At 70.0% G+C, this 26,849-nt stretch carries 28 protein-coding genes, 1 pseudogene and 1 riboswitch; of the genes and pseudogenes, 9 read left to right on the plus strand and 20 right to left on the minus strand.

Annotated elements, in window-relative coordinates; all coding sequences use genetic code 11:
- Positions 1-8: 8 nt before the first annotated feature.
- The 16 genes and pseudogenes from AzCIB_RS24580 to cobU all read right to left on the minus strand — a co-directional run bounded on the left by AzCIB_RS24580 (position 9) and on the right by cobU (position 13,934).
- The gene (locus AzCIB_RS24580) at positions 9-950 is read right to left on the minus strand and encodes a lipopolysaccharide kinase InaA family protein (protein WP_232299337.1); all 942 of its coding nucleotides are present in this window, start codon (positions 948-950) and stop codon (positions 9-11) included.
- The gene (locus AzCIB_RS24585) at positions 926-1,480 is read right to left on the minus strand and encodes a hypothetical protein (RefSeq protein WP_232299338.1); all 555 of its coding nucleotides are present in this window, start codon (positions 1,478-1,480) and stop codon (positions 926-928) included. The genes AzCIB_RS24580 and AzCIB_RS24585 overlap by 25 nt, the downstream gene beginning before the upstream one ends.
- Positions 1,477-2,259 carry a lipopolysaccharide kinase InaA family protein gene (locus AzCIB_RS02485; RefSeq protein WP_198149605.1) on the minus strand — a complete coding sequence of 261 codons (783 nt, stop codon included), beginning with the start codon at positions 2,257-2,259 and terminating at the stop codon, positions 1,477-1,479. The genes AzCIB_RS24585 and AzCIB_RS02485 overlap by 4 nt, the downstream gene beginning before the upstream one ends.
- Positions 2,252-3,040, minus strand: a complete 789-nt coding sequence (locus tag AzCIB_RS02490; protein ID WP_050414446.1) for a lipopolysaccharide kinase InaA family protein — start codon at positions 3,038-3,040, stop codon at positions 2,252-2,254. Before AzCIB_RS02490 ends, AzCIB_RS02485 begins: the two co-directional genes overlap by 8 nt.
- Entirely contained in the window at positions 3,037-3,303 is a 267-nt protein-coding gene (locus AzCIB_RS24825) for a lipopolysaccharide kinase InaA family protein (RefSeq protein ID WP_286130886.1), read from the minus strand. Before AzCIB_RS24825 ends, AzCIB_RS02490 begins: the two co-directional genes overlap by 4 nt.
- Entirely contained in the window at positions 3,300-3,860 is a 561-nt protein-coding gene (rfaP, locus tag AzCIB_RS02495) for a lipopolysaccharide core heptose(I) kinase RfaP (RefSeq protein ID WP_286130887.1), read from the minus strand. The genes AzCIB_RS24825 and rfaP overlap by 4 nt, the downstream gene beginning before the upstream one ends.
- Positions 3,857-4,978, minus strand: a complete 1,122-nt coding sequence (locus AzCIB_RS02500) for a glycosyltransferase family 4 protein (RefSeq protein ID WP_050414447.1) — start codon at positions 4,976-4,978, stop codon at positions 3,857-3,859. The genes rfaP and AzCIB_RS02500 overlap by 4 nt, the downstream gene beginning before the upstream one ends.
- The gene (waaC, locus tag AzCIB_RS02505) at positions 4,978-6,123 is read right to left on the minus strand and encodes a lipopolysaccharide heptosyltransferase I (protein WP_050414448.1); all 1,146 of its coding nucleotides are present in this window, start codon (positions 6,121-6,123) and stop codon (positions 4,978-4,980) included. Before waaC ends, AzCIB_RS02500 begins: the two co-directional genes overlap by 1 nt.
- Entirely contained in the window at positions 6,123-7,169 is a 1,047-nt protein-coding gene (gene waaF, locus AzCIB_RS02510) for a lipopolysaccharide heptosyltransferase II (protein WP_050414449.1), read from the minus strand. The genes waaC and waaF overlap by 1 nt, the downstream gene beginning before the upstream one ends.
- Entirely contained in the window at positions 7,166-8,128 is a 963-nt protein-coding gene (gene rfaD / locus AzCIB_RS02515; protein ID WP_050414450.1) for an ADP-glyceromanno-heptose 6-epimerase, read from the minus strand. The genes waaF and rfaD overlap by 4 nt, the downstream gene beginning before the upstream one ends.
- Positions 8,129-8,142: 14 nt before the next feature.
- The gene (rfaE1, locus tag AzCIB_RS02520; RefSeq protein ID WP_050414451.1) at positions 8,143-9,093 is read right to left on the minus strand and encodes a D-glycero-beta-D-manno-heptose-7-phosphate kinase; all 951 of its coding nucleotides are present in this window, start codon (positions 9,091-9,093) and stop codon (positions 8,143-8,145) included.
- Between the two features lie 204 nt (positions 9,094-9,297).
- On the minus strand, positions 9,298-9,849 hold the full coding sequence (gene cobC / locus AzCIB_RS02525) for an alpha-ribazole phosphatase family protein (protein ID WP_050414452.1): 552 nt from the start codon (positions 9,847-9,849) through the stop codon (positions 9,298-9,300).
- On the minus strand, positions 9,834-10,604 hold the full coding sequence (locus tag AzCIB_RS02530; RefSeq protein ID WP_050414453.1) for an adenosylcobinamide-GDP ribazoletransferase: 771 nt from the start codon (positions 10,602-10,604) through the stop codon (positions 9,834-9,836). The genes cobC and AzCIB_RS02530 overlap by 16 nt, the downstream gene beginning before the upstream one ends.
- 25 nt (positions 10,605-10,629) lie before the next feature.
- A pseudogene (cobT, locus tag AzCIB_RS02535) lies at positions 10,630-11,689 on the minus strand (nicotinate-nucleotide--dimethylbenzimidazole phosphoribosyltransferase).
- A gap of 107 nt (positions 11,690-11,796) precedes the next feature.
- Positions 11,797-13,263 (minus strand): diguanylate cyclase, encoded by a 1,467-nt coding sequence (locus AzCIB_RS02540; protein ID WP_050414454.1) that lies wholly within the window; start codon positions 13,261-13,263, stop codon positions 11,797-11,799.
- 119 nt (positions 13,264-13,382) lie between these two features.
- Complete coding sequence (gene cobU, locus AzCIB_RS02545; protein ID WP_050414455.1) at positions 13,383-13,934, minus strand: bifunctional adenosylcobinamide kinase/adenosylcobinamide-phosphate guanylyltransferase; 552 nt, start codon at positions 13,932-13,934, stop codon at positions 13,383-13,385.
- A 90-nt stretch (positions 13,935-14,024) separates the two neighbouring features.
- A riboswitch (cobalamin riboswitch) is annotated at positions 14,025-14,243 on the plus strand.
- A 146-nt stretch (positions 14,244-14,389) separates the two neighbouring features.
- Between cobU and AzCIB_RS02550 the strand changes: the two genes are divergently transcribed.
- The 9 genes from AzCIB_RS02550 to AzCIB_RS02590 all read left to right on the plus strand — a co-directional run bounded on the left by AzCIB_RS02550 (position 14,390) and on the right by AzCIB_RS02590 (position 23,472).
- The gene (locus AzCIB_RS02550) at positions 14,390-16,288 is read left to right on the plus strand and encodes a TonB-dependent receptor domain-containing protein (protein WP_050414456.1); all 1,899 of its coding nucleotides are present in this window, start codon (positions 14,390-14,392) and stop codon (positions 16,286-16,288) included.
- Between the two features lie 42 nt (positions 16,289-16,330).
- Positions 16,331-17,311, plus strand: a complete 981-nt coding sequence (locus AzCIB_RS02555) for a FecCD family ABC transporter permease (RefSeq protein WP_050414457.1) — start codon at positions 16,331-16,333, stop codon at positions 17,309-17,311.
- Between the two features lie 38 nt (positions 17,312-17,349).
- Positions 17,350-18,135 carry an ABC transporter ATP-binding protein gene (locus tag AzCIB_RS02560; RefSeq protein WP_050414458.1) on the plus strand — a complete coding sequence of 262 codons (786 nt, stop codon included), beginning with the start codon at positions 17,350-17,352 and terminating at the stop codon, positions 18,133-18,135.
- A gap of 9 nt (positions 18,136-18,144) precedes the next feature.
- Complete coding sequence (gene cobO, locus AzCIB_RS02565; RefSeq protein ID WP_050414459.1) at positions 18,145-18,756, plus strand: cob(I)yrinic acid a,c-diamide adenosyltransferase; 612 nt, start codon at positions 18,145-18,147, stop codon at positions 18,754-18,756.
- 244 nt (positions 18,757-19,000) lie between these two features.
- The gene (gene cobA / locus AzCIB_RS02570; RefSeq protein ID WP_050414460.1) at positions 19,001-19,849 is read left to right on the plus strand and encodes a uroporphyrinogen-III C-methyltransferase; all 849 of its coding nucleotides are present in this window, start codon (positions 19,001-19,003) and stop codon (positions 19,847-19,849) included.
- Positions 19,846-21,135 (plus strand): cobyrinic acid a,c-diamide synthase CobB, encoded by a 1,290-nt coding sequence (locus tag AzCIB_RS02575; RefSeq protein ID WP_050414461.1) that lies wholly within the window; start codon positions 19,846-19,848, stop codon positions 21,133-21,135. Before cobA ends, AzCIB_RS02575 begins: the two co-directional genes overlap by 4 nt.
- A gap of 266 nt (positions 21,136-21,401) precedes the next feature.
- The gene (locus AzCIB_RS02580) at positions 21,402-21,992 is read left to right on the plus strand and encodes a DNA-3-methyladenine glycosylase I (protein ID WP_050414462.1); all 591 of its coding nucleotides are present in this window, start codon (positions 21,402-21,404) and stop codon (positions 21,990-21,992) included.
- Positions 21,989-22,867 (plus strand): LysR substrate-binding domain-containing protein, encoded by an 879-nt coding sequence (locus AzCIB_RS02585; RefSeq protein WP_232299339.1) that lies wholly within the window; start codon positions 21,989-21,991, stop codon positions 22,865-22,867. Before AzCIB_RS02580 ends, AzCIB_RS02585 begins: the two co-directional genes overlap by 4 nt.
- 11 nt (positions 22,868-22,878) lie before the next feature.
- Positions 22,879-23,472, plus strand: coding sequence for an acyl carrier protein phosphodiesterase (locus AzCIB_RS02590; RefSeq protein ID WP_050414463.1), 594 nt, complete (start codon positions 22,879-22,881; stop codon positions 23,470-23,472).
- Positions 23,473-23,482: 10 nt separating this feature from the next.
- Here AzCIB_RS02590 and AzCIB_RS02595 read toward each other — a convergent pair whose 3' ends face one another.
- The 4 genes from AzCIB_RS02595 to AzCIB_RS02610 all read right to left on the minus strand — a co-directional run bounded on the left by AzCIB_RS02595 (position 23,483) and on the right by AzCIB_RS02610 (position 26,841).
- Positions 23,483-23,842 (minus strand): hypothetical protein, encoded by a 360-nt coding sequence (locus tag AzCIB_RS02595; protein WP_050414464.1) that lies wholly within the window; start codon positions 23,840-23,842, stop codon positions 23,483-23,485.
- A 166-nt stretch (positions 23,843-24,008) separates the two neighbouring features.
- Positions 24,009-24,653, minus strand: coding sequence for a LutC/YkgG family protein (locus AzCIB_RS02600; protein WP_050414465.1), 645 nt, complete (start codon positions 24,651-24,653; stop codon positions 24,009-24,011).
- Positions 24,650-26,056 (minus strand): LutB/LldF family L-lactate oxidation iron-sulfur protein, encoded by a 1,407-nt coding sequence (locus tag AzCIB_RS02605; protein WP_050414466.1) that lies wholly within the window; start codon positions 26,054-26,056, stop codon positions 24,650-24,652. Before AzCIB_RS02605 ends, AzCIB_RS02600 begins: the two co-directional genes overlap by 4 nt.
- The gene (locus AzCIB_RS02610) at positions 26,056-26,841 is read right to left on the minus strand and encodes a (Fe-S)-binding protein (RefSeq protein WP_050414467.1); all 786 of its coding nucleotides are present in this window, start codon (positions 26,839-26,841) and stop codon (positions 26,056-26,058) included. The genes AzCIB_RS02605 and AzCIB_RS02610 overlap by 1 nt, the downstream gene beginning before the upstream one ends.
- Positions 26,842-26,849: the final 8 nt, after the last annotated feature.

A 26,849-nucleotide genomic window follows, 5' to 3' on the forward strand; every position in this document is an offset into this window, starting at 1 on the left:
AAGAGCGCTCAGGGGCGGCCGGGCAGCATCGCGTCGAGCCAGCGATGCAGCGGCGAATCCGCGGGCCAGTTGCGCAGGAAGCGCGCGCGATCGCGGCGCCAGGCGCGGTGGAAGCCAGCGATTGTAGCGTGCTGATGGGCCGCATCAAGGTCGATCAGCAAGGACTTGTTACCGTCCCACAGCAGGTTGGTGGCCTTCAAATCGCCATGGCTTATGCGCTCCCGATACAGGGTGTCGAAGAGCGTCTTGAGCGATGCGGCTTCCGCGGGCGCGGGTGCCGCGTCGGGCTCGAGATGCGCGCGCATGTCGGGGCCACCGCAATATTCGGTGACGAGCCACGCGCGGGCGCGCAGGGGGCCCCAGCGTTCCTCGATCAGCGCGAGCGGTTTCGGCGTCGGGATGCCGAAAAGCGCGAGGCGATGTCCCTCGCGCCACGAGTGCCAGGCGCGCGTCGGGCGCCACGCGCGCGAGATCGCGTGGCCGAGGTGCTTGAGGTTGTAGCGCTTGATGACGAGCTGGCGGCCGCCGAGCTCGACGCGCGCGACGGTGCAGGTGTTGCCGCGCTTGAGCGAATGGCCGGACTCTATCCAGCGGTCGGGGTCGGCGAGCAGCGGCGCGAGCGCGTCGGCCTCGCCGCGCACGACCGCCTCGAAGCGGTGCAGGCTGCGGCGCACGCGGAACAGCGTGCAGTCGCGGCCGGTCTTGGCGAGGTAGTCGCGCAGGCGCCAGGCGCGCTCGTGGCGCAGCGCGCGGGCGAGCACGGCGTCGTCGAGGGGGGGGGCGCCGCCGTCGCGGTAGGCGTCGAGGAGCGGTGCCAGCGCGCCGTCCCAGGTGCGCGGCAGCTGCGCGATCAGCATTGCGAGGTCGCGCGCGGCGGGTTTGGAGGCGAGCGGTGCGGTGGCGGTCGTGACGGCGTCACCGTCGATCAGGTAGAGGCGCCCGGCGCGCACCAGGAAATTGCCGAAGTGCAGGTCGTCGTGGCGAGGCCGGCGCGGTGCAGGCGTCCGAGCAGCGTGAAGGCGGGGGCGAGCAGCGCAAGCGCGGCGGCGTCGCCGGGGGGGCGCTCGGCGAGCGGGCGCCAGTGCTCGAGGAGCGTCGTCGCGTCGTCGAGGAACTCGGTGGCCAGCAGGTGGCCGCCATCGGGGAGTGAGGTCGCGCCGACCAGGGCGGGGGTCGGGATGCCGGCTGCGGCGAGCGCGGCTATGCCTTGCCGTTCGCGTTCGGCGCGGCGGGCGCTGTCCTTGTCGACGAACAGTTTCGCGAGCACGCGGCGGTCGTCGAGCAGGCTGTCGCCGACGACGCGCTTGCCGGGCAGCACGCGCAAGAGGCGCGTCATGACGAGTGTGCGGCCGTCGGCGAGCGCGACGCTGAAGGGCACGGCGGGGGTGCGTCCGGCGCTGCGCAATGCGGCTGCGTCCGCGAGCGGGGCCGCGGCGGGCACGCGCTCGGGCGGAAGTTTCGGCAGGAGCGGCTCGGTCATCGGCGGGCGGCCTTGCGGTGGCGGCGCTGCAGGACGCTGCGCGCGAGGCGCGTGGCGGCGTCGTCGAGGGCGTCGCGGCCGAGGTAGCGCAGCAGGAAGCGCAGGCGCTCGGTAGCGGCGGGCCCCTTGGTGTGGCGGTTCAGCGCGTCGAGGTCGCGCGCACGGTCGCGGGCACCGAGGAACAGTGGGCGGGTCTTTTCGAGGTCGATCAGGCGGGCGCTGGCGCGGGGGCCGTCGACGCGCACGAAGACGTGCTTGGGGTACAGGCAGTTGTGCAGGTGGCCGGCGCCGTGCAGCGTGCGCGCGAGGCCCGCCACGGCGTCGATGATCGCGCGCCGTGTCGCGCGCGGCAGCGCCGGCCAGTCGGCGAGCCAGCGGTCGAGCGGCTTGTGGTCGTCGAGCGCGCGCGTGACGAGCAGCGCGCAGACCTTGCCGGCGATGCGGCGCTGGCCGAAGAACACGGCTTCGAGCGCGGGCACGTCGTCGTGCTGGTAGCGGCGGATGTTGCGGAATTCGCGCGCGAAGGTGGCTTCGCCGAGCGGGTGGCGCAGGCTGCGGCTGAGGTGGTCGATCTGGCGCTTGAGGTAGAACGCCTGCACGGCACCGTTGTCGTCGGCGAGTTCCAGCCGGCTCACGCTGCTCCAGCCGCCGCGGCCGGTGTTGGGTGTATCCACGGTGTCGAGTTCGAGTGCCCACAGCGTGGCGAAGCGGTCGAGGCCGTGCTGTGCGAACAGCGCGCGGGCGGAGTCGGCGAGGTAGTCGTCGCGCACCTTACTCACGTCCTTCAAAAAACGCGGTGATGCGCCGGATGCGGCGCTTGTCGGCCGCGTCGAGGCGGCGCTTGCCGGCGTAGTCGAGGTAGAAGCGCAGGCGCTGCGTGCGCGTGAGATGGTACTTCGCGACCTTGTCGAGGCAGGCGAGGTCCTTGACGATGCGGTAGGCGAGCAGGGGGCCGCGCCAGAACGTGCCGCCGGGGCAGTCGATGAGGTAGAGGCGGGGGGCGTGGCCTGTCGCGTTTTCCTTGCCTTCCCCGCCTTCATCGACGAGCAGGTTGCGCCACTTCAGGTCGTTGTGCGCGAAGCGGTGCGCGTGCAGCGTGCGCGTGATGTCCGCTAGCTGCCGCGACACGTCGGCGACCCAGCGGCGGTCCTTCAGGCGCGGATCATGGGTGAGCGCGAGCTTGGCGAGATCGGTCGTGCGCGGCAGCTCGGCGGTGATCATCGCGCCGCGCGCGAAGGCGCCCAGGCGGCGCTCCATGCCCCAGGCGACGACGGTCGCCGTCGGGATGCCCCAGGCGGCGAAGTGGCGCAGGTTCTGCCATTCGGCCTTCACGCGCGGTCGCCCCAGCCAGCGTCGCAGGTGCTTGCCGGCGCCATGGTAGCGCTTGACGTAGTAGTGGCGGTCGGCGACTTCGACCTTCAGCACTTCGCTGAGCGGATCGCGCGCGACGCGCTGGCCCGTGAGTGCGAACACCGCGTCGAGCGAGCCGAAGGCGGTGCGCAGCGCGGCTTCATTGCCGGTTGCGCGCAGGTAGTCGGCGTTCAGCTTCCAGGCGCTCATCGTTGTAGCGCCGGCCGGTGGGCGAACTTGCGCTCGTAGCGGCGTTTGAGGCGGGCGGCCTCGCGTTCGAGGTGCGCCAGGAGGCGCGCTTCGCGCTTGAGCGTGTCGCGCAGCGGGCCGGGGAAGTAGTCGCGCAGGAAGCGCAGCTTGTCGCGCCGCGTGAGGCCGATGTCGAGCGCGGAGAAGTACAGCGCCGCGAGGTCCTTGTCGCGCCAGCGCCGCGGCGTGCGTTCGCGCAGCTGCGCGCGGTGCAGGTCGATCACCGACAGGTGCAGCTGGCCGGGGCGGGCGGCGGGTCGAGATCGAGCAGGAAGTGGACCAGGTAGAAGTCGCGGTGATTGATGCCGGCTTCGTGCATGCCGCGCGCGATGCGGGTGACTTCCTTGAGCAGCGCGCGCTTGAGGGCGACCGGTGGCGGCTTGTCGGCCCAGTCGCGCGTGAAGGCGTCGAGGTCGGTCGTCGGTTCCAGCGCCTCGGTGATGAGGAAGGATTCGCGCCGCGCCGGGCCGTTCCCGCGGTCGCCGAAGGCCACTGCCGTCATCGTGCCAAGCTCGTGCGCGTGGAAGGCCTGGATCGCGCGCCATTCGTTCTCGGCGCCGAGCACGGGCAGGCGCCCGCGCACGAGGTTCTCGAGGATCTCGCCCCAGCCGATGCCGCGGTGCAGCTTGGCGTAGTAGCCGCGGCCGTCGATCTCGAAGCGGAAGGTACGCCGGCCTTCGAGCTCGCGCACGACGGTGCCGGTGAGCGCGGCGGCGGCCTCGAAAGGGTCGCGGCCCGCCCACAGCGTGGCGAAGGGTTCGGCGAGGAAAACCGTGCTCATCTGTGCTGGCCGAGGATTACGTCGGCAGCTCGCTCGGGCAGGCTGTAGAGGTCGTGGCTGTCGGCATACGCGAGTGCGTTGCTTTGCCAGCGCGCGCGCGCCGCGGCGTCGCCGAGCATCTGTGCGAGGGCAGTGTTCATCGCGGCCTGGTCGAAGGGTTCCGCGATGACGCGCCCGGCGTCGGCTTCTTCGATGTAGTGCGCGTAGCCGCAGGCGCCGCTCACCAGCGCCGGCAGGCCCGCGACGAGGGCTTCGAGCAGCACCGTGCCGGTGTTTTCGTGGCGCGCCGGGTGGGTGAACAGGTCGGCGCCGAGCAGGAAGCGCGGCACGTCGCTGCGCCCTCCGGGCAGCGACACGCGCCCGGCAATGCCCAGCGTGTGCGCCTGGTCCAGGAAAGGCTTGGGATCGTCGGCACCGAGCGCGATCAGGTGCGTGCGGTGCTTGAGCGGCTCGGGCAGCGCGCCGATTGCCGCGAGCGTGCGATCCAGGCCCTTGCGCGGGAAGTCGGAGCCGATCTGCACGACCAGCAGGTCGTCGTCGGCGAGGCGGAACTCGCGCCGGAACGCGGCACGGATCCCGGCGGCGTTCGCCGGGGCGCGGCGGTCGGGGGCGATGCCCGGCGGCAGCGGGTGGAAGCGGCGCAGCGGCGTGCCGTAGTACTGCGCGAACAGGGCCTGTTGCGCGGGCGAGATGGTCAGGATCTCGGTATGCACCTCGGGCGCGAACACCGCGCGCTCGTAGGCCGAGAAGTGGCGGTAGCGCGGGCTGTAGCGGTAGAGGGGCTTCCTCAGGCGGCGCGCCTTGTCCTCGTAGCACGGGTCGGCGGCGTAATACACGTCGAGGCTCGGCATCTTGTTGAAGCCGACGACGCGGTCGGCGGGGCGGCGCCGCAGGTCGGCCTGCACCCAGTCGGTAAATTTCGCGTAGCGGCCGTGGTTGGTGAAGGCCTTCACCGGCACACGCACGAGTTCGAAGCCCGGCGGGACCTCGCCCTGCCATTCCAGCGCATACACGCGGATGTCGTGGCCGCGCGCCTGGCAGGTCAGCGCGATGCGCAGGAAGTCGCGCTGCAGGCCGCCGAAGGGGAAGTACTTGTACAGGCAGAAAGCGAGCTGCATCAGCGGGCCTTGCGGTCGAAAACAGGGCGCAGCACGGCGGCGCTGCCGTCGTCCGGCTCCGGCGCGGGGCACGCAGGCTCCGCGCACGGGACGCCGTCGGCGATTACGGACTGCAGCGCGCGCCACACGCGCTCCGGCGCGAGGCGCGTGAAGCACAGCGGCTGCTCGGTGGCGAGGTCGAAGCGGGATCGCTCCTCATCGGTCGGCTCGTGCGCGCAGCGGCGCTGAAGGCAGGGCGCGCAGGCCATGTTCGACGCGAAATGGAACTGGTTATGCCCCCAGGCGCCGGTGAAGCCGGGGTTGGTCGGCCCGAACAGCGACAGCGTCGGCACGTCGAAAGCCGCCGCGAGATGACCAAGGCCGGTATCGACGGCGACACAGGCGCGCGCGCCGGCGAGCTGCGCGGCGATGCCGGCGAGCTTGAGACGCGGCAGTACGGTGACGTTGGCGAGGCCGGCAGCGAGGCGTTCGGCGCGTGCGCGCTCCTCGTCATTGCCCCAGGGCAGGCGCACGGCCCAGCCGCCGTCGCGGGCGAGTTCGAGGAGCCGCCGCCAATAGACTTCGGGCCAGTGCTTGGTCGTCCAGGTGGTGCCGTGCAGGAACAGCAGGTAGTCGCCTTCGTCGCGCCCCGGCGGGAGCACGCGGCGGCGGTCGAGGCCGTATTCGCCCGGCCCCTCGGGCAGCGGGTAGCCGAGTGCGCGGGCAAAGAGCTCGCGCACGCGTTCGACTGCGTGGCGGCCGACCGGCACGGCGTGGGTATGAGTGTAGAAGCGCGTCGCGAACGGCTCGCGCGCCGAGTTGCGGTCCAGCCCGTGCACCGGCCGGCTGGCGTAGCGCGTCAGGAAGGCGCTCTTGATCAGCCCCTGCGCATCGATCGTTGCGTCGTAGCGGACCTGTTTCAGGCGACGGGTGAAGCGTCGCCATTCGCCGCTGCGCAGCGCCGCGAAGGGCGACTTGCGCCAGCGCCGTACGGCCACCGGGATCACGTCATCGACCGCCGGATGCCACGACGGGATCTCGGCGAAGGCTTCCTCGACGACCCAGTCGAAGCGGATGCCGGGGATCGCGCGCGCGGCATCGGTCAGCGCCGGCAAAGTGTGGATGACGTCGCCGAGCGACGAGGTCTTGACGACCAGTACGCGCATCAGGCGGCTCCGCAGGTGTCCTGCTGCGCCGTCACGCCCAGCGTCGCCAGCGACGCGAGCACGCTCGCCGGCGTGATCTCGTGCAGGCAGCGGGTGTGGCCGAGCGGGCACACCCGCTCGAAGCAGGGCGAGCATTCGAGGCGCAGGTAGCGGACCGCGACGCGGTCGGACAGCGGCGGCGTGTGGTCCGGGGTCGAGGAGCCGTACACGGCGACCAGCGGCCGGTCGAGCGCCGCGGCGACGTGCATCAGGCCGGAGTCGTTGGTCACCGCGGCGGCGCTCATCGCCAGCAGGTCGACGGCGTCGCCGAGCTGGGTGCGGCCGCACAGGTTATGCACGCCGTCCCCCGCCTTGGCGGCGATTTCCTGGCCTGCGGGTGCGTCCTTGGCCGAGCCGAGCACCCACACCTGGTAACCGCGCTCGACGAGCTCGGCGGCGAGGGCGCCGTAATGCGCGAGCGGCCACTGCTTGGCGGGGCCGTATTCGGCGCCGGGCATGAAGGCGATCGCCGGGCGGTCGGGATCGAGGCCCAGTTCGGCACGCAGGCGCGCCTGGCTGGCCGGGGCCGCGACCAGGCGCGGGCGCGGGAAGGGGTGCGGCAGGGGTTTGCCGGCGGGGCGGCCGAGCGCGACGAAGCGCTGCACGGTCATCGGCAGCGCGGCCTTGTCGAGGCGGCGCATGTCGTTGATGAGCCCGTAGCGCATCTCGCCGCGGAAGGCGGTGCGTTGCGGGATGCGGGCGAAGAAGGGCGCGAGCGCGGATTTCAGCGAACCGGGGAGCACGATCGCCTGGTCGTAGCGCCGCTTCGCGAGCTCACGCCCGAGCCGCCAGCGTTCCTTCAGGCCGAGCTGCCCGTGGCCGAGCGGCATCGCGATACCGCCGCGCACCTCGGGCATGCGCTCCAGGATGGCCAGCGACCAGCCCGGCGCGAGGACGTCGATCTCGCACGGACCTTCGGCCTTCAGGGTCATGAAGAGGCTCTGCGCCATCACCATGTCCCCGACCCACGAGGGGCCGACCACCAGGATCTGCCGCGGCTCGGTCATCCGCGGTTCTGCGCCAGCCAGTCCATGTACTTCGGTACGCCGAGCTCCACCGGCATGAATTCGCCCGCGTAGCCGGCGGCGCGCAGCGCATCCATGTCGGCCTGCGTGTAGCTCTGGTAACGGCCCTTGAGGTGCTCGGGGAAGGCGACGTAGTCGATGCCGCCGCCCCCGCCGCCAGCTTTGTGCCACCTGATCGCGGCGTGTGCGACTTCGTTGAAGCTCTGCGCGCGCCCGGTGCCCACGTTGAAGATGCCCGACACCTGCGGGTTGTCGAGCAGCCACAGGTTCACAGCGACGACGTCGTCGACGTGGATGAAGTCGCGCCGCTGCTCGCCCGGGCCATAGCCGTCCGAGCCTTCGAAGAGGCGCAGGCGACCGCTTTCATCGAGCTGGCTCTTGAAGTGTTGAGCGACGCTCGCCATGCTGCCCTTGTGCTGCTCGCGCGGGCCATACACGTTGAAGTAGCGCAGGCCGGCGACCTGGCTCCTGATGTTCGGCAGGAGCGGGCGCAGGTGGCAGTCGAAGAGGAACTTCGAGTACGCGTACATGTTGAGCGGGCGCTCGAACTCGCGCGCCTCGCGGAAGATCGGGCCCATGCCGTAGACCGAGGCCGAGGACGCGTAAAGGAAGGGAATCCCGCGTTCGACGCACCAGCCGAACAGCGCTTTGGTGTATTCGTAGTTCACCGCCATCACGAAGCGGCCGTCCCATTCGGTGGTCGAGGAGCAGGCGCCCTCGTGGAACACCGCCTCGACGCGGCCGAAGTCCTCGCCGCTTTGGATGCGGCGCAGGAAGTCGTCCTTGTCCGCGTAGTCGCGGATGTGCGCGTCGGCGAGGTTCAGGCACTTGCGCCCGTCGGTGAGGTCGTCGACGACCAGGATGTCGGTGATGCCGCGCGCGTTGAGGCCGTGCACGATGTTGCTGCCGATGAAGCCGGCGCCGCCGGTGACGATGTACATGCGGTACTCCTTGATCAGTGCGTGCTGGCGAGGGCCTCGCCGAGTTCCTCGCGGCTGACGGTCGCGGTGCCGAGCTTACCGACGACGACGCCGGCCGCGACGTTCGCGAGCGCCGTCGCGTCGGGCAGCGACAGGCCGCACGCGAGTCCCGCGCCGAGCACCGCGACGACGGTGTCGCCGGCGCCGGTGACGTCGAACACGTCGCGCGCACGGGTGGGCAGGTCGAGCGGGGGGTGTCCCTTCTGCAGCAGCGTCATGCCGCGTTCGGAGCGCGTGACGAGCAGCGCCTCGAGGTCGAGCGCGTCACGCAGCGCCTCGCCGCGCTGGCGCAGCGTGGCGTCGTCGACACAGTGCCCTACGACCGCTTCGAATTCGGAAAGGTTCGGGGTGATCACGGTCGCGCCGCAATAGCGGCCGAAGTCCGTGCCCTTGGGATCGACGACGACCGGCACCTTGTGTTCGCGCGCGACGCGGATCAGGCTGCCGACCTGCGCGAGCGTGCCCTTGCCGTAGTCCGACAGCACCACTGCGCCGCTCGCGCCGACCGCGTCCTCGAAGGCCTGCTCGATGCCGGCGCTTTCCAGCACGGCGAAGCTGTCCTCGAAGTCGAGCCGGATGAGCTGCTGGTGGCGGCTGATGATGCGCAGTTTGGTGATCGTCGGGTGCTGCGGCGCTTCGAGCAGGCGGCACGCGACGCCACCCGATTCGAGCCGATCGCGCAGCAGGCGCGCGGCTTCGTCGCGGCCCACGAGGCCCACGAGCTCGGCGCCGGCGCCCAGCGAGGCGGCGTTGAGCGCGACGTTGCCGGCGCCGCCGGCGCGGTACTCGTCCCCCTCGACTTTCACGATCGGCACCGGCGCCTCGGGCGAGATGCGGGTTGTCGAGCCGTGCCAGTAGCGGTCGAGCATCACGTCGCCGACGACGAGCACGCGACCGGCAGAGAAATCGGGCAGGGGAGGCAGCATGGACGGGGAGGGGGGCAGCGCGTTGAAAAGTCTGCAATTATCCCACGAACGGGTGGATTCGCGACGAGTTGGCGTCGGAATCGCCGCGGCCCGTAGGGCGGGAGGAGCGCAGCGCATCCCGCCATTCCGAGCGCTGGCGCCTGTTCGGACGCCGCGTGGCGGGATACGCCTTCGGCTCCTCCCGCCCTACGAAAGGCGTTACCGTCAGCGATTGAACCACTTCAGCACGACGCCCCATTCCTCGACGTCGAGGCGCGTAGTGTGGCCACAGGCGAAATCGAGGCCGAGCCAGCGTTCGGCAGGAAGCCCCAGCAGGTGGCCGGCGATCGCGCGCAGCGGGCCGCCGTGGGCGACCACCACGACCGGGTCGGCGGGCGGGGTGGCGAGGAGGGCGTCGAGCCACTGCAGCACGCGCGCGCTCATGTCGTGCGCCGATTCGCCGCCGGGGGCGCGAAAGCCCATCGGGTCGGTGGCCCAGGTGTCGATCGCCGGGCCGAGTTCGGCGTACGGGCGCAGCTCCCATTCGCCGAAGTTCATCTCCTTGAGGCGATCGTCGATAGTGGGCGCGCCGAGTTCGACTGCGAGCAGGCGTGCGCGCGCCAGCGGGCTCGCGTGCAGTACGAAGCGTTCGGGCAGGATCGGACGCAGGCGCGCGGCGACGGTGCTGGCCGACTCTGCGATTCCCACATCCGACTGCCCGTAGCACACGCCCGGCGGCACGTCCGGCCGCGGGTGGCGGATCAGGTGAAGTTCCACGTCGCGAGGATGCCCAGGTAGATCGCCAGTTCGGTCGCCTGCTGCACGGCACCGAGGCAGTCGCCGGTGTAGCCGCCGAGGCGGCGCAAGAGGTAGCGGCCGGCCCACAGGGTCACCGCAGCGACGGCGATCAGTGCCGCGGCGGCTTCGCCGGGTTGCAGCAGCGCGAGCGGCAGGATGCCGAAAGCGGATGCAATCGTGAGTTCGGTGCCGGTGAGCCGGCGCGCGAGCGGCTTCGCCTTCGCCGTTTCGTCCTCGCGCACGTATTCGAGGGTGTGGATCAGGCTGGTCGAGGCGAGCCGCGACAGGGGATGGGCGACGAGCAGCGCGATGGCGACCGCGGCGTCGCCCGCACTGGCCAGTTCGATCAGTGCGGCCGCCTTCGCCAGCAGCATCAGCACGAGGCCCACCGTGCCGTAGCTACCGATGCGCGAGTCCTTCATGATTGTCAGCACCTGGGACTTGTCCCAGCCGCCGCCCAGACCGTCGCAGGCGTCGGCCCAGCCGTCCTCGTGGAAGGCGCCGGTCGCGCGTATCGTCACCGCCATCGACAGCAGCACGGCGACGCTCGGCGGCAGGATCTGCGCGAGCGCGAGCCAGCTCGCCGCGCCGATCGCGCCGACCACCCAGCCGACGAGCGGGAAGTAGCGCGCGGCGTGGTTCAGGCGCTCGGGCGACCACGGCACCCACGCGGGCACCGGCAGGCGCGTGAAGAAGCCGAGCGCGGTGAAGAAGAGTTCGAGCTGGTAGCGCATCGTGCGGGCGCCGCTTAGCGGCCCCTCAGTTGCCTTTCTCGCTGACGCTGGCCGAATCGAAGCTCGCCATCTCGTTGAGAAAGTTCGCCGCCGCCTGCACGAGCGGGAAGGCGAGCGCGGCGCCGGTGCCTTCGCCCAGGCGCAGGTCCAGTTCCATCAGCGGCTCGACGCCGAAGTGCTTCAGCTGTGCGGTGTGGCCGGGTTCCTTCGAGCGGTGGGCGAACACGCAATAGTCGAGGATCTCGGGGGCGATCGCGTGGGCGACGAGCAGCGCGGAGGTGACGATGAAGCCGTCGATCAGCAGCGTCATGCGCTTTTCGGCCGCACCGAGCATGGCGCCGGCCATCACGGCGATCTCGAAGCCGCCGTACTCGGCGAGCGCCGCGCGCGGATCGGTCGGGCGGCCGCCGCGGGCGAGCGCCTGGCCGAGCAGTTCGCGCTTGCGCACGAGGCCGGCGTCGTCGAGGCCGGTGCCGCGTCCCGTCACGGTGAAGAGATCGGCGCCGCCCCCCGTTGCTCCCCTCGCCGACGAGGCAGTGCGTCAGCAGCGAGGCCGCCGCGGTGTTGCCGATGCCCATCTCGCCGAAGCCGACCACGTTGCAGCCGTTCGCGGCCAGCGCGTGCGCGAGCTCGCGTCCGCGGGCGAGCGCCGCGTCGGTCTGCTCGGCGCGCATCGCCGGTTCTTCCAGATAGTTCGCGGTGCCCGGCCCGAGCTTCGCATTGACGAGCCCCGGGCGTTGGCCGAATTCGTGATTCACGCCGCAGTCGATGACGGTGAGCCCCAGGCCCAACTGACGGCTGAAGACGTTGATCGCTGCGCCGCCGGCGAGGAAATTCTCGACCATCTGCCAGGTGACGTCCTGTGGGAAGGCGGAAATGCCCGCGCGTGCCGCGCCGTGGTCGCCGGCGAAGACCATCATGTGGGGCTGGCGGAGCTCGGGGCTGAGCGTCTGCTGGATCAGGCCGAGCTGCAGCGCCAGCGGCTCCAGGCGGCCGAGGGCGCCCTGCGGCTTGGTCTTGTTGTCGATGCGGTGCTGGAGGTCGGCCGCGAGCGCGCGGTCGGGCGCGCAGATCTGGAATGTCATGATTGCAGTATGCATGTGCCCTGAAAGGGCTGCGATCTTAGCACGCAGCCTGTGCCGCGGTAGCACGCAGCCTGTGCCGCGGTAGCACGCGGCCCGCGCCGCGAGCCTCACGCCTGGGCGATGCTGCGGGCGCTGCCGTGCTGGCGGTTGAGGCGCTTGCCTTCCTTGGCGCGGCGCATGAGCTTGCTCGCCTGCTTGAGCAGGCTGACCGCATTGGAGCCTTCGTTGCCCGAAATTGCGCTGCCCATCGAGACGTCGAGCATGAAAGTCTGGCCGTCGACCTGGATCGCCTCGCCGGCAACCGCGGTGACGGCGTTCGCGACGCGCTGCAGGTCGTCCATGTCGAACACTTCCTCGAGCACGATCACGAACTGGTCGTTCTCGGGGCGTGCGACCGTGTCCTGTTCGCGCACGATGGTGCGCAGCCGCTGCGCGACGGCTTTGAGGATCTCGTCGCCGACGTCCTGTCCGTAGCTGTCGTTGATCGAGCTGAATTCGTCGAGGTCGAGCATCACGACGCCGATGCGGGTGTTGTGGCGCTTGGCGCGGATGATGCCCTGGTCGATGCGGTCGGTGAGCAGCAGCTGGTTCGCCAGGCCGGTGAGCGGATCGTGATGCGCCATCTCCTGGAAGCGCTGCTCGCTTTCCTGCAGGCGATGGGTGAGGGATTCGATCTCCTGGCTGCGCTGCGCCATGCCCTGGGTGAGGAACTGTTCGGATGCCTGCAGGGACTCGATCGAGTGCTCCAGGCTGGCGATGTCGTCCGCGTGCCGGGCGGCGCGTTCGCGCCAGTTCGAGCCGGTGCGTTCGGCGAGTGCGAGCGACATCGTCAGCACGCCGAACGCCCATGCGAGCTGGATCGCGTGGATCGGGAGCCCCTCCGGACGCAGCAGCGCCGTATGGGTGGCGAGGAACAGGAGCGCGCCGATGAGCATCGCGGTCCAGCCGGCGATGAGAAGCGTCGCGCCCGGCAGTTTCTGCTGGCGGCCGTGAACGGCGCATGCGGTCGCCAGCAGGGCGAAGGCCGGGCTGATGCCGGCGATCAGCGTGCCCGGGTAAGCGCCCGGCAGCACGAAGGCGCCGGCCAGCGCGAGGCCGAACAGTGCCGCAAAGACCTTGAGCGCAAGGTCGATTCGCGGCGACCGCGTGGCGGTGCGCAGGTATTCGCGGTTGAACAGGGCGGCGCACAGTCCGGCGAGAGCAAGGCCGATCGGTTCGGCGGTCGTGGTCCAGCCGCCGTCGGCCCCGTCGGGCGCAAAGCCGTGGAGCAGTCCGACCGCCAGCAGGCTGAGGCCCGCGCCGAACGCGAATCCCGCGTAAATGAGGTAATTGCGATCGCGGTTGGCGAGAAACTGCAGCAGGCTGTTGAGCAGCAGGGCTGCCGTGAAGCCGACGTAGAAGACGGTGGCGATCAGGTTTGCGAGGATGTCACCCGTTCCGGCCGGCGTTCCTGCCTGCGCATAGGCCGAGAGCGGAAGCGTCAGCGAGATTGTCAGGGCGGGGCACAGGCGTGCGGCATCGAATGCCTTGCGGCGTTCATGTCTCGCGTCAGCTGCTTGCGCCACAAGGTTCATTACTGCCCTGCCGAAAAAATTTTGTCGCGGAACTGCAATTCTAGGAGGCAATCGCTGCCTGCGTACAAAAAATCCGACCCGTCATGGGCAGCGGCGTGTCGCGTTGTTGCGGTTTGCGCTCAGGCGCCGCCCTTGAGTGCGAGGGGCAGGCCTGCGGCGACGAAGGTGACGCGCTCGCAGGCGGCAGCCACCATCTGGTTGAGGCGACCCGCTTCGTCGCGGAAGAGGCGTCCGAGCGCAGTGTCGGGGACGAGGCCCAGGCCGACCTCGTTGGCGACGAGCAGGACCTCGCCGCGCAGCGTCGGCAGGGTTTTCAGCAGTGCCGCGCGCTCCGCGTGGAGCGCCGGCGGCAGTCCGGCCACGGCAGGCTCGGCCAGGTTGCAGGCGTCGGCCATCAGGTTGGACAGCCACAGCGTCAGGCAGTCGACGATCACGCAGCGTCCTTCGGTGGCTTCGCGCGCGAGCGTCGCGGCGAGCGCGACCGGCGTTTCGACGGTGCGCCAGCCGCTCGGGCGGTCGTCCTGATGGCGACGGATGCGGGCCTTCATCTCGTCGTCGAGGGCTTCCGCGGTGGCGATCACGGTGACGGGCAGGCCGCTGGCGACGGCGAGGGATTCGGCGTGGCTGCTCTTGCCGGAGCGCGCGCCGCCGAGGATGAAGTGTGCGGGCATGTCTTTGGAATTACGCGTTTTTTTGCGCTGCGCAAAATTGCGGAAAGCGCTATTATCCGCCCCGCGCCCGGTTTCGGGTGCGACGTGTAGCAGGTGCCCGACGGCGATTCCCGCCCGAGGGTTAAACGGGAAACAGGTGCGCGAACGGCTCCCGAAGCCGCCCTCCGCAATGCCTGTGCTGCCCCCGCAACGGTAAGTGGACGCAAAGCGCATCCAACCGCCACTGGACGAGAGTCCGGGAAGGCGATGCGCCCGGTACGGACTCCGCCACGGAGTGCCGACCAGCCCATGAGCCCGGATACCGGCCTGGACACGAGAAGGCGGAAGTGCCGCGGGGAGGCGGCGACGGGCGTGCATCGCAGCGGCTCAACGCGTATTTCCCCGGGCGGCGCTTCCATTGTGAAGATGACCAGTGGCGCGGGGACGCGATCGCTGGCGCAGGGAGATAACCCCAGATGAATATCCGCTTGTCCGCTACCGCCGTCGCGGTGGCCGCCGCATTGCCGTTTGCCTCCGGTGCACTGGCCGCCGAAGAAAAGACCGGTGACACCGTCGTCGTGACCGCGACGCGCATGCCGACCCCGATCAACGAGTTGCTCAGCGATCTGACTGTCATCGAACGCGAGGACATCGAGCTCGCCGGCCAGTCGACGCTGGCCGAGTTCCTTGCCGCGCAGGCGAGCGTGCAGTTCTCGCAGGCAGGCGGTCCGGGCACCACCACGGGCATCTATCTGCGCGGCGGGGCGGCGAGCCACACGCTGATCCTCATCGACGGCGTGCGCACGGGCTCGGCGACCCTTGGCGAGCCGATTCCGCAGAACATCCCGCTGTCCCAGATCGACAGGATCGAGATCCTGCGCGGCCCGGCGAGCGCGCTGTACGGCAGCGACGCGGTCGGCGGCGTGATCCAGGTCTTCACGCGTCGCGGCGAGGCGGGCGGACCACGCGTCGATGCCTTCGTCGGCGCAGGCAGCTATGGGCGCAGCGAGGCCACCGCCGGCGTTTCGGGCGGCGACCAGCGCTGGTCCTACAATCTCTCTGGCGGTTATGCGGAGTCCGAAGGCTACAGCGCACGCCGCAAGGCCGTCGCGGATCCGGACAAGGATGGCCACCGCAACACGAATTTTGCCGGCAGCCTGGCCTTCCGTCCCGCTGCGGGCCACGAAGTCGGAATGTCGGTACTGCACAGCGACCAGCGCGCCTGGTACGACAACCAGTTCTCGCCGCTGCCCGCGAACGTCCGCAGCGACAGCGTCGCTTCGACGCTCAGGCTGTACAGCCTGAACCGCATCACCGACATCTGGGACTCGTCGCTGACTTTCGGCCGTTCGATCGACGACGGTCGCGACCGTTTTTCCGAGTTCTCGCCCGAGGCGCACTTCACCACCGTGCAGGACCAGACGGTGTGGCAGAACACCTTCCGCCTGCCCATCGGCCGCGTGATGCTCGGCTACGAGTATCTCGAACAGCACGTCGATACCGGCCAGCCGATCGCGGTCGACAAGCGTTCGGTCGGCTCGGTGCTTGCCGGGTGGCAGGGCAGCTTCGGGCGCAACCGCCTGCAGGCCAACCTGCGCCATGACGACAATTCGCGCTTCGAGGACAAGACGACGGGCTCGCTCGCCTACGGCTACCAACTGAACGACCAGTGGCGCGTGCATGCGTCCTATGGCACTTCGTTCGCCGCGCCGACCTTCAACGACCTCTACTGGCCCGAGGACGTCTTCGTCTGCACGACGGCGATCTGCGGCTTCGACATGAGCTTCATCACCCGCGGCAACCGGGACGTCAAGCCGGAAGAGGGGCGTAGCCGCGAACTCGCGCTGCATTGGGAAGGTGCGCATGCCGCGGCGTCGGTGACCTACTTCAACAACAAGGTGCGCAACCTTATCGACTGGCAGTCGACGTTCCCGTCACCCGGTGTGTCGCTGCTGATGCCTTCGAACGTGGCCTCGGCGAAGCTCGAGGGCGTCAGCCTGAGCGGGCGTGCCGATGTCGGGGCGTGGAACGCTTCGGCGAACATCGATTTCCTGAAGGCGCGCGACGAGGACTCCGGCGACCATCTGCAGCGCCGCGCAGACCGCACGGCGACCTTCCGTCTGAGCCGCTCGATGGGGCAGCTGCTCGCCGGTGGCGAACTGGTCGCCAGCGGTGCCCGCTACAGCAGCAACGGCGAACGCGAGCGCCTCGGCGGCTACGGCATCGTGAATCTGTTCGCACGCTATGCGATCGATCGCGCGTGGTCGCTCGAAGGACGCGTCAATAATCTGTTCGACAAGAAGTACGAGCTGATCAAGGATTACAACACGCCGGGCGCAAACGTCTTCGTGGGCGTGCGTTACGCGCCGAAGTAAGGGACGCGCCGCCGGCCGTCCCGACCGGATGACGGGAGACTCATGCCAGGACGCACATCGTCGGGCTTTGTGATTGCAGGGCTGGTGCTTGCGGGCGCGTGCGCGCTGGCGTGGGCGCTTGCCGCCGGCGACCTGCCGATCGGCCTCGGCGAGGTCTTCGATGCGCTCTTCCGCGGCGCCGAGGGCATGGGCGCCGACGTCGTGCGCGAACTGCGCCTGCCGCGTGCGGTGGCGGTGTTCGTGTGCGGCGGGCTGCTGGCGCTGGCCGGCGCGCTGATGCAAGTGCTGCTGCGCAATCCGCTCGCCGATCCCTACGTGCTGGGCGTCTCGGGCGGGGCGGCGGTCGGGGCGCTGGCGGCGATGCTGGTCGGCGCGGCGTCCTGGGTCGTCGATGGCGCGGCCTTCGGCGGCGCACTGGCGGCCATGCTGGTGGTGTTCGGACTGGCGCATGGCGACGGTTCGTGGACGCAGACCCGCCTGCTGCTCACCGGCGTCATCGTCGCGGCCGGCTGCGGCGCGGCGGTGACGCTGATGCTGTCGCTGGCGACGGACACGCGCCTGCAGTCGATGCTGTTCTGGCTGATGGGTGACGCGAGCGGCGCGAGCCGGCCTTGGCCGGCACTGGCGGTGCTCGTCGCGGGGCTCGTCGTGGTGCTGCCGTTCGCGCGCGACCTCAACGTGCTCGCGCGCGGCGAGGCGACGGCGACGGCCCTGGGCGTGCGCGTGCAGCGGCTGCGCTACCTGCTGTGCGTGCTCGCCTCGCTGTTGACCGCGGCGGCGGTGACGCTGGTCGGCTCCGTCGGCTTCGTCGGCCTGATCGTGCCGCACGTCGTGCGCTTCGCCATCGGCAACGACCAGCGCCTGCTGCTGCCGGCGGCGTTGCTGGCCGGCGGCACGCTGCTGACCGTCGCCGACACCGCTGCGCGCACCGTGATGGCGCCCGTGCAGCTGCCGGTCGGCGTGCTGACCGCGCTGATCGGCGTGCCGGTGTTCCTCTTCCTGCTGTCGCGGAATCCGCGCTGAGATGGTGTGCCCCGTGCTCGCAACTCACGGAGGGCGTGATGGCTTCGACTGATTCTTCCCTTGTCCTGCTGGAAGCCGACGGCATTGCGTTGCAGGTCGGGGCGCGCTGGCTGTGCTGCGAATTCAGCCTGCGGCTGGCGGCGGGCGAATGCCTCGTGCTGCTCGGGCCCAACGGCGCCGGCAAGACCACGCTGCTGCACACGCTGGCCGGCCTGCGCGCGCCGACGGCGGGCAGCGTGCGCCTTGGCGGCCGCCCCTACGCGGACTGGGACAGCCTCGCCGCGGCGCGCTTCCGCGGGCTCCTCGCGCAGCAGCAGCCGGACCATTTCTCGGCCTCGGTGCTTCAGACCACGCTGATCGGCCGTCATCCGCATCTCGGCCGATGGGGCTGGGAGACTGCAGCCGATATCGCCATCGCGCAGGCGGCGCTGGCCGAAGTGGGGCTGGCGGAACTCGCGGGACGGGACATCCTCAGCCTGTCCGGCGGCGAGCGCCAGCGCGTGTCGATCGCGACGCTGCTGACGCAGGCCCCGCGGCTCTTCCTGCTCGATGAACCGACGAATCACCTCGACCTGCACTATCAGGTCGCCGTGCTGGAGCTCTTCGCACGCCTCAAGCACGCGGGGCGTGGCGTCGTGATGGTGCTGCACGACATCAACCTGGCGGCCCGCTTCGCCGACCACGTGATCCTGCTCGACGGCAAGGGCGGCGTGCTGGCCGGTACGCGCGAGGAAGTCCTGCAGGCGGATCACCTCAGCCGCGCCTTCGAGCACCCGATCCGCCGGCTCGACGTCGACGGGCGCACCCTTTTCATTCCCGACTAGAAAAAAGACATGGATACCCCCGATACGGACAGGAACGCCCGACACGCCGAGCGCATGCAGCGCAAGAAAGCGGTCGTGGACGAAAAGATCGCCGCGGCGCAGAACGAGCGCGGCGTGCTGCTGGTCAATACCGGCAACGGCAAGGGCAAATCGAGCGCCGCCTTCGGCGTCGTCGCGCGTGCGCTCGGCCACGGCATGAAGGTGGGCGTCATGCAGTTCATCAAAGGGCGCTCGGACACCGGCGAGGAAGCCTTCTTCCGCCGCCAGCCCGACGTCGTGTGGCATGTGATGGGCGAAGGCTTCACCTGGGACACGCAGGACCGCGCGCGCGACGTGGCGAGCGCGCAGGCGGCGTGGGAGCAGGCGCGGGCGCTGTTGCGCGATCCCGCGATCGGGCTGGTGGTGCTCGACGAGTTGAACATCGCGCTGAAGTACCGTTACCTTGAAGTGGAAACGGTGGTCGCCGACCTGCTTGCGCGACCCGCGCCGCAGCACGTGATCGTGACCGGCCGCGCGGCCCCGCCCGAACTGATCGAGGTCGCCGACACGGTGACCGACATGGGTCTCGTCAAGCATGCCTTCGCTGCGGGTGTGAAGGCGATGCCGGGTCTGGAGTACTGAGCCGCGGATACGAACGATCCCGGCGCTGGTGCGAAAATTAGCCCGGCAAGGAAATTTGAAGTCTGCACGGGGACCGTGTCCCTCCCCCTTCAAGGGGGGAGGTTAGGAGGGGGATGGGTTTCGGCAACGTGCGCATAACCCATCCCCACCCCAACCCTCCCCCTTGAAGGGGAGGGAGCGACCGTGCTGCGCTCAACCTGCATCACCTAAGTGTTTGCTGGGCTGATAACGACGAGAAATCCCCATGTCCCTTCCCGACCTCCCGAATCCCCGCCCCGGCCCCGCGCCGGGCCATGTCTACCTCGTCGGCGCCGGCCCCGGCGACCCCGAGCTGCTAACGCTGCGCGGCGCGCGCCTCGTCGCGGGCGCGGACGCGATCGTCTACGACAACCTCGTCAGCCCGGCGATCGTGGATCTCGCGCCGGCGTCGGCCGAACGCCATTACGTCGGCAAGAAGGCCGCCGACCACACGCTGCCGCAGGACGACATCAACCAGCTGCTGGTGCGCCTCGCGCAGGCGGGCAAGCGCGTCGTGCGCCTGAAGGGGGGAGACCCCTTCATCTTCGGGCGCGGCGGCGAGGAGATGGAAGTGCTCGTCGCGGCCGGCATCACCGTCGAGGTCGTGCCCGGCGTCACCGCCGCGGCGGGCATCGCTGCCTACGCCGGCATCCCGCTCACGCACCGCGACCATGCGCGGTCGGTGGTGTTCACGACCGGCTTCCTCAAGGATGGCGCGCTCGATCTCGATTGGCCGATGCTCGCGCGGCGCGGGCAGACGCTGGTCATCTACATGGGCATCTCGCGCCTGCCCGATATCTGCCGCGAACTCGTCGCGCACGGCCTGCCTGCGGAAACCCCGGCCGGCGTCGTCGAACGCGGCACGACGCAGGCGCAGCGCGTCGCCGTCGGTACGCTCGCGAACCTGCCGCAGGTAGTCGCGGACGAAGGCATCCGCCCGCCGGCACTGACCATCGTCGGCGATGTCGTCGGCCTGTATCCGAGGCTCGCGTGGTTCGCGCCGGACAGCGCGCCGTTCGCACATGCGCCGCATGCAGGCTGCTCCACGACGCATCGCAGCGAGGGCGACTCATGAGCGCGGTCGCACGTTGTCCCGCGCTGTTCGTCGCTGCACCCGCTTCGGGCCAGGGCAAGACCACGGTGACCGCCGCGCTCGCGCGCCTGCACGCGCGGCAGGGGCGGCGCGTGCGCGTGTTCAAGTGCGGGCCCGACTTTCTCGACCCGCAGATCCATGCAGTTGCGAGCGGCGCTCCGGTGTACAACCTCGACCTGGGCATGTGCGGCGAGGCCGACGCGGCGTGGCGCCTGTACGATGCCGCGCGCGAGGCCGACCTGATCCTCGTCGAAGGCGTGATGGGCCTCTACGACGGCACGCCCTCCGGCGCCGACATCGCGCGGCGCTTCGGCTTGCCCGTGATGGCGGTGATCGACGCGCGCGCAATGGCGCAGACCTTCGGCGCGGTGGCCTACGGGCTCGCGCATTACCAGCCGGGCCTGCCCTTCTCCGGCGTGCTCGCGAACCACGTCGGCAGCGCGCGCCATGCGGAGATGCTGCGCGCGGCCTTGCCCGCGGACATGCGCTGGTACGGTGCCTTGTCGCGCGATGCGCAGGCGGGGCTGCCGGAGCGTCACCTGGGCCTGCTGCAGGCGGCCGAGATCGCCGACCTGGAAACGCGGCTGGACCGCTTCGCCGACGGCATCGCAGCGACCGGCGCGGCCGATCTGCCGGAGCCGGTGGCGTTCCCCGCAGCGCTGCCGTCGCAACTGCCGCCGTTGCTGGTCGGGCGCACGATCGCGATCGCGCGCGATGCGGCCTACGGCTTCATCTACCCCGCAAACCTCGACACTTTGAACGGGCTCGGCGCGCGGCTCGAATTCTTTTCGCCGCTCGCCGGCGACGCGCTGCCCGACTGCGACGCCGTGTGGCTGCCCGGCGGCTATCCCGAGCTGCACGGCGAGGCGCTCGCGGCGAACCCGCATTTCTTCGCCGCACTGCGGGCGCACGCGGCGGCGGGCAAGCCGCTGCTCGCCGAGTGTGGCGGGATGATGAGCCTGTTCGAGACGGTCGTCGACAAGGCCGGGCAGGAGCATGCCTTCGCCGGCCTGCTGCCGGGGCGGGCGGTGATGCAGCAGCGGCTCGCGGCGCTCGGGATGCAGCTGGTCGAAACTCCGGAAGGGCGGCTAACCGGCCACACCTTCCATTATTCGAAGAGCGACACCCCGCTCGCGCCCCTCGTGCGTGCGCAGACGCCGGACGGGCGCGAGGGCGAGGCGATCTACCGCCAGGGGCGGCTCACGGCGTCCTACGTGCACTTTTACTTTCCGTCGAACCCGATGGCCGTGGCGGGTCTCTTCGCCTGACCACGGGCGGCGGCGCCCGCGCTCCCGTAGGGCGGGAGGAGCGCAGCGCATCCCGCCACGCGGCGTATCCCGCCAGTACCGAGCCTGGGCTGGCGGGATACGCCTTCGGCTCCTCCCGCCCTACGGGTCCGGAGGGGACCTGAGGGGAAATTCGTCGGCGTCAGGGGGCAGGGTGCGGAATTCCCGACGTTCGTGGCGAGAGGAGCGAACGGGTTAAACTTTGCCGATCATCGGGCCGCGCGAAGCGCGCCCGCCGGAGGAACCGCATGACCGAGCGCTGCGCCTGGGCGGGCACCGATCCGCTGTACATCCATTACCACGACACCGAATGGGGCGTGCCGACCGACGACGCGCGCACGCTGTTCGAATTCCTCGTTCTCGAAGGGGCGCAGGCGGGGCTGTCGTGGATCACCGTGCTGCGGAAGCGCGAGCGCTACCGTGCGGTGTTCGACGGCTTCGACCCCGAGCGCATCGTGCGCTACGACGACGCGAAGAAGGCGGAACTGCTCGCCGACGCCGGCATCATCCGCAATCGCGCGAAGATCGACGCGGCGATCCTTAATGCGCGCGCCTGGCTCGACCTGCGGGATGCGGGGACGGATCCCGTCGCCTGGCTGTGGAGCTTCGTCGACGGCGAGCCGGTGCAGAACGCGTTCTCCGCGCTCGGCGAGATCCCCGCGATGACGCCGCAGTCCGACGCGATGAGCAAGGCGTTGAAGGCGCGCGGCTTCAAATTCGTCGGCAGCACGATCTGCTACGCTCTGATGCAGGCGGCGGGCATGACCAACGACCATGTCGTCGCCTGTCCGCGCCACCGCGAAGTCGTGGAGATCGCCCGCTTGCGGAGTCGGGCTTGAGCGCGCCGCTGCGCCACGTGCCGCCGATGCACGCGCTGGCGGCCTTCGAGGCGGCCGCGCGCCTGGGCGGTTTCGCGCAGGCGGCCGAAGAGCTGTGCGTGACGCCGAGCGCCGTCAGCCACCGCATCCGGCAGCTCGAAACCCAGCTCGGCACGGCCCTGTTCGAGCGTGCGTCGGGCGGGGTGCGGCCGACCACAGCCGGGCGGCTGTACCTCGACAGCGTGCGCGCGGCTTTCGACGAGCTCGCACAGGCCGGCGCGGTGCTGCGGCCCGAACGCGAGCGCCTGCGCGTATCGCTGCCGCCGACCTTCGCGCGCCAGCTGCTGATGGCGCGTCTGCCCGAATACCTGCGCGCGCATCCCGAGGTGGAGGTGGAGGCGCACCTGTCGATCCCGCTGCAGGACGTCACCGCCGAGGCCGCGGACGTCGAGGTGCGCTGGGGCAGGGGCGACTACCCGGAGCGCGTCGTGCGCAAGCTCTTCGACGACACGATGGTGCCGCTCGCCGCGCCATCGTGGGTCGCCGCGCATGCGCCGGCCGGCATGGCAGATCTCGCCGGACTGGAATTGCTGCGCTCGCCGCTGCTGCCGTGGCGGCCGTGTTTCCTCGCGGCCGGCCTCGACTGGGGTGAGCCCGAGCGCGGCGCCGTGTTCAACGACCTCGGCATGCTGATGGAGATCGCGGCGGCCGGCCTGGGCGCGGCGGTGTGCACGCGGCGCCTGTCGGCGGCGTGGGTCGAGACGGGGCGGCTGGTGCCGCTCTTCGGCGTGTCCGCGCCGGCGCCCTTCACGTACTACGCGGTGACGACGCCGGCGCAGAGCAAGCGTGCGGTGGTGCAGGCATTCATCGACTGGCTCGCGGCCACGTTCGCCTAGTCAGACCGGACATGAACTTCCTCGCGCACGCCTGGCTCGCCGGCGAATCCCCTCCGGACCGCCTCGGCGGCCTGATGGGCGACTTCGTGAAAGGGGTGCTGCCGGCCGGCTTGCCGCCGGACATTGCCGAGGGCGTTCGCCTGCACCGCCAGATCGACGTCTTCGCCGAAACCCATCCGGCCTTCCAGCGCAGCCGCGCGCGCGTGTCGCCCGAGCGACGGCGCGTCGCCGGGGTGATGGTCGACATGTTCTACGACCACTTCCTCGCGCTGCACTGGGAGCATTTCCACGACGAGCCGCTCGAACGCTTCAGCGCGACGATGTACGCGTTGATGGACGCGCACGGCACGCTGCTGCCGCCGCGTCTGGCGGCGATCCTGCCGCGCATGCGCGAATCGGACTGGCTGGGGAGTTACCGCTCGGCGGACGTCATCGCGATGGCGCTCGACCGCATGGCGATGCGCCTGCGCCGCGCCAATCCGCTGACCGGCAGCGGCGCCGAACTGCTCGTCGACTACGCCGGTTTCGAGGCGGATTTCTTCGAGTTCATCGCGGCGGCCGAGGCGTTCGCGGCAAACAGCCGGGCCCTGCGCGGACCCGGCTAGGGGTGTTGCATTAACGCAACGGAATGACCAGCGGCGGGATGTCGACGCCGATCGTGATCGCGGGGTTGCGCGGATAGTAGCGCGGCTCGTAGACCGGGGCATAGACCGGCGCCGGGGCGTAGTAGCCGATCGGGCGCTCGTAGTAGCGGTATTCGCGCACCACGGGCCGACGCTCGATGAACCGTTCGCGGATCACAACGCGTTCGCGGTCGCGGTATTTCTTGTAGTGGCCGTGACGGTGACCATCGCCGCGCCACTCGCGATAGCCGTCGTCGCGCCAGTGGTCGCGGTCGGCATGGGCGGGCGTGGCAGCGATCAGGGCACCCCCGGCGATCATCGCGGCAAGCAGTTTGAGGGCTTTCGATTTCATGGTTCTTCTCCTGACTGACCGGACACCGTCACGCAACGCGTACCGTTGTCCCCATGCGCATTAAACGCGAGATCGACCGGAGAAGTTGTCGCCGAGTTGTAAGCGGATATGCATCACACGGCTTAGTCCGGGGGCATGCAGCCGGCCCCGGACCAAGCCGCCGGCCTCAGCCGACGATGATTACATGCACGCGCCGCGGGCCGTGCGCGCCGAGCTGGATGGTCTGCTCGACGTCGGCCGTGCGCGACGGGCCGGAGATGATGTTGGTCGCGCGCGGCATGCCTTCGGGGCGCGCGCGCAGCACTTCCCACGCCTCCTCGAAGTGGCCGACGATCGCGCCCGCGTCGAGCACGACGACGTGGTCGTCGGGCACGAAGTTGTGCGTGATCGGGCTCGCCGGGCCGGACGCCATCATCAGGCTGCCGGGCTCGGCGATGCCGGCGAGCGCCTGCGACACCGCCATCGTCTCGCTGATGCCGGCCGGGTCGTGATGCACCGCCAGACCGGCCGGCCAGGCGAGATCCTTCAGCGCGGCACCGACCGCCGCACGCGCGGGCAGGCCCTTTTCGATGCGATAGGCTTCGACCGCGGCCGGCACGTCGGCGCGGCTCGCGACGCGTGCGGTGGTGCCGGCGCGGCTCTCGAACTTACGGATGAAGCGCGCGACGAGCTCCTCGTCCTGCGCCGGGCGGGTGTGCTGCGGGCGGCGTGCGTCGAGTTCGGCGCGCCGCGTGTCGTCGAGCGGCCCGCGCCGCAGCGCGGAGCGGACGGAATTGAGGATCGCCTCGCGGGCGTTCGCTGCTGCAGTCATTTCTGGCCTCGCTTGCCTTGCCACAATTCAAGGAAGGTGCGTCCCGCCGGGGCCGGCAGGTCGCGCACGTCGGTCCAGCCGCTCGCGAGCGGCAGGCGGCGGATGCTGCCGTTCTTCGCGATCGCCGACAGGAAGCGCGCACCGACCTGTTCGAGCGCGTGATACAGCTTCGGCCGCGTCGCGACGTAGCGCCACACCTTCAGCGCGCGCCTCTGCATCACCGGCGTGATGTCCTGCTGATGCTGCATGTGGCGCAGCTCGCGCAGCAGATCCGGCAGCGGGATCTTCACCGGGCACACCGACGCGCAGCGCCCGTTCAGCGTGCACGCGTTGGGCAGGTCGTAGGCGTTGTCCAGCCCCTTGATCAGCGGCGTCAGCACCGAGCCCATCGGGCCGGGATAGACCCAGCCGTAGGCGTGGCCGCCGACCGCACCATACACGGGGCAGTGGTTCATGCATGCACCGCAGCGGATGCAGCGCAGCATGTCCTTGAAGCGCCCGCCGAGCATCTTCGAGCGGCCGTTGTCGACCAGCACCACGTGGTATTCCTCGGGGCCGTCGAGGTCGTCGGCGCGGCGCGGGCCGGTCGAGATCGTCGTGTAGGTCTCGGTCTCCTGGCCGGTCGCGCTGCGCGCCAAGAGGCGCAGGAACAGCGTCGCGTCGTCGAGCGTCGGCACGACGCGCTCGATGCCGGAGGTGACGATATGCACCTTCGCGAGCGTCTGCGTCAGGTCGCCGTTGCCCTCGTTCGTGACGATGATCGACGAGCCGGTCTCGGCGACGAGGAAATTGCCGCCGGTGATGCCGACGTCAGCGCGGAAGTACTTGTCGCGCAGCACCCTGCGCGCCTCATTGACGAGGTCGGCGACTTCGGTCTTGCGCGGCCCGCCGTGTGCGGCCTCGAAGAGGTCGGAAACCTGGTCCTTGGTCTTGTGCACGGCCGGCGCGATGATGTGCGAGGGGGGCTCGTGCGCGAGCTGGATGATGTATTCGCCGAGATCGGTCTCGACGACTTCCATGCCGTGCTCGATCAGCGCCTCGTTGAGGCCGATCTCCTCCGACACCATCGACTTGCCCTTGGTGACGGTCTTCGCGTCGACGCGCTTGCAGATGTCGAGGATGATCTTGCGCGCCTCCTCGGCGTCACGGGCCCAATGCACGTGGCCGCCGGCGGCCGTCACCGCCGCTTCGTAGCGCTCGAGGTAGTGATCGAGGTTGTCGAGGATGTGGTTCTTGGTGTTCTTGGCTTCCTCGCGCAGTTGTTCGAACTCGGGGAGTTCGGCGACCTGCTGGACGCGCTTGCCGACGAAGCCGCCGCGCGCCTTGCCCAGCGCCTGCTGCAGGCTCGCGTCGTGGATCGCGAAGACCGCGCGCTCCTTGAATTCCTTCGAACGGATTTCCATCAGTCGGACTCCTTCGCGGCCCCGGCGAGCCCCGGCCCGTCGGCGAGGCCGGCCAAGACTTCGGCGGTGTGGAAGACCTTCACCGGCGCGTTGATGCGCTTCAGCCGCCCGGCGATGTTCATCAGGCAGCCGAGGTCGCCGCCGATGACGGTGTCGGCGCCTGTGGCGAGAATGTTGCGCACCTTGTCTTCGACCATCTTCTCGGAGATCTCCGGGTACTTCACGCAGAAGGTGCCGCCGAAGCCGCAGCACACCTCGCTGTCTTCCATCTCCTTGAGCTTGAGGCCGTCGACCTCGCCCAGCAGGGTGCGCGGTTGGCCCTTGATGCCCAAGCCGCGCAGGCCGGAACAGGAGTCGTGGTAGGTCACGGTGCCGTCGTAGTGGGAATCGGATGCGGTCGCACCGAGCACGTCGGTGAGGAAGGACAGCAGCTCCCAAGCCTTCTCCGACAGCGCTTGCGCGCGCGGCAGCCACACGGGGTCGTCCTGGAACAGCACCGGATAGTCGTGGCGGATCGTCGCCATGCACGAGCCGGACGGACCGACGATGTAGTCGTAGTGCTCGAAGGTTTCGATCACCTGGCGGGCGAGCGCGCGCGCGGCGTCGTAATCGCCGCTGTTGTAGCCGGGCTGGCCGCAGCAGGTCTGGTTCGCGGGCACCTCGACGGTACAGCCGGCATCTTCGAGGAGTTTCACCGCCGAGAAGCCGACGTTCGGACGGAACACGTTCATCAGACAGGTGGCGAACAGTCCGACGCGCGGCCCGCGGGTGGGCGATTCGGTCATGAGGGAGG

It is taken from the genome of Azoarcus sp. CIB, assembly GCF_001190925.1.
GTDB lineage: Bacteria > Pseudomonadota > Gammaproteobacteria > Burkholderiales > Rhodocyclaceae > Aromatoleum.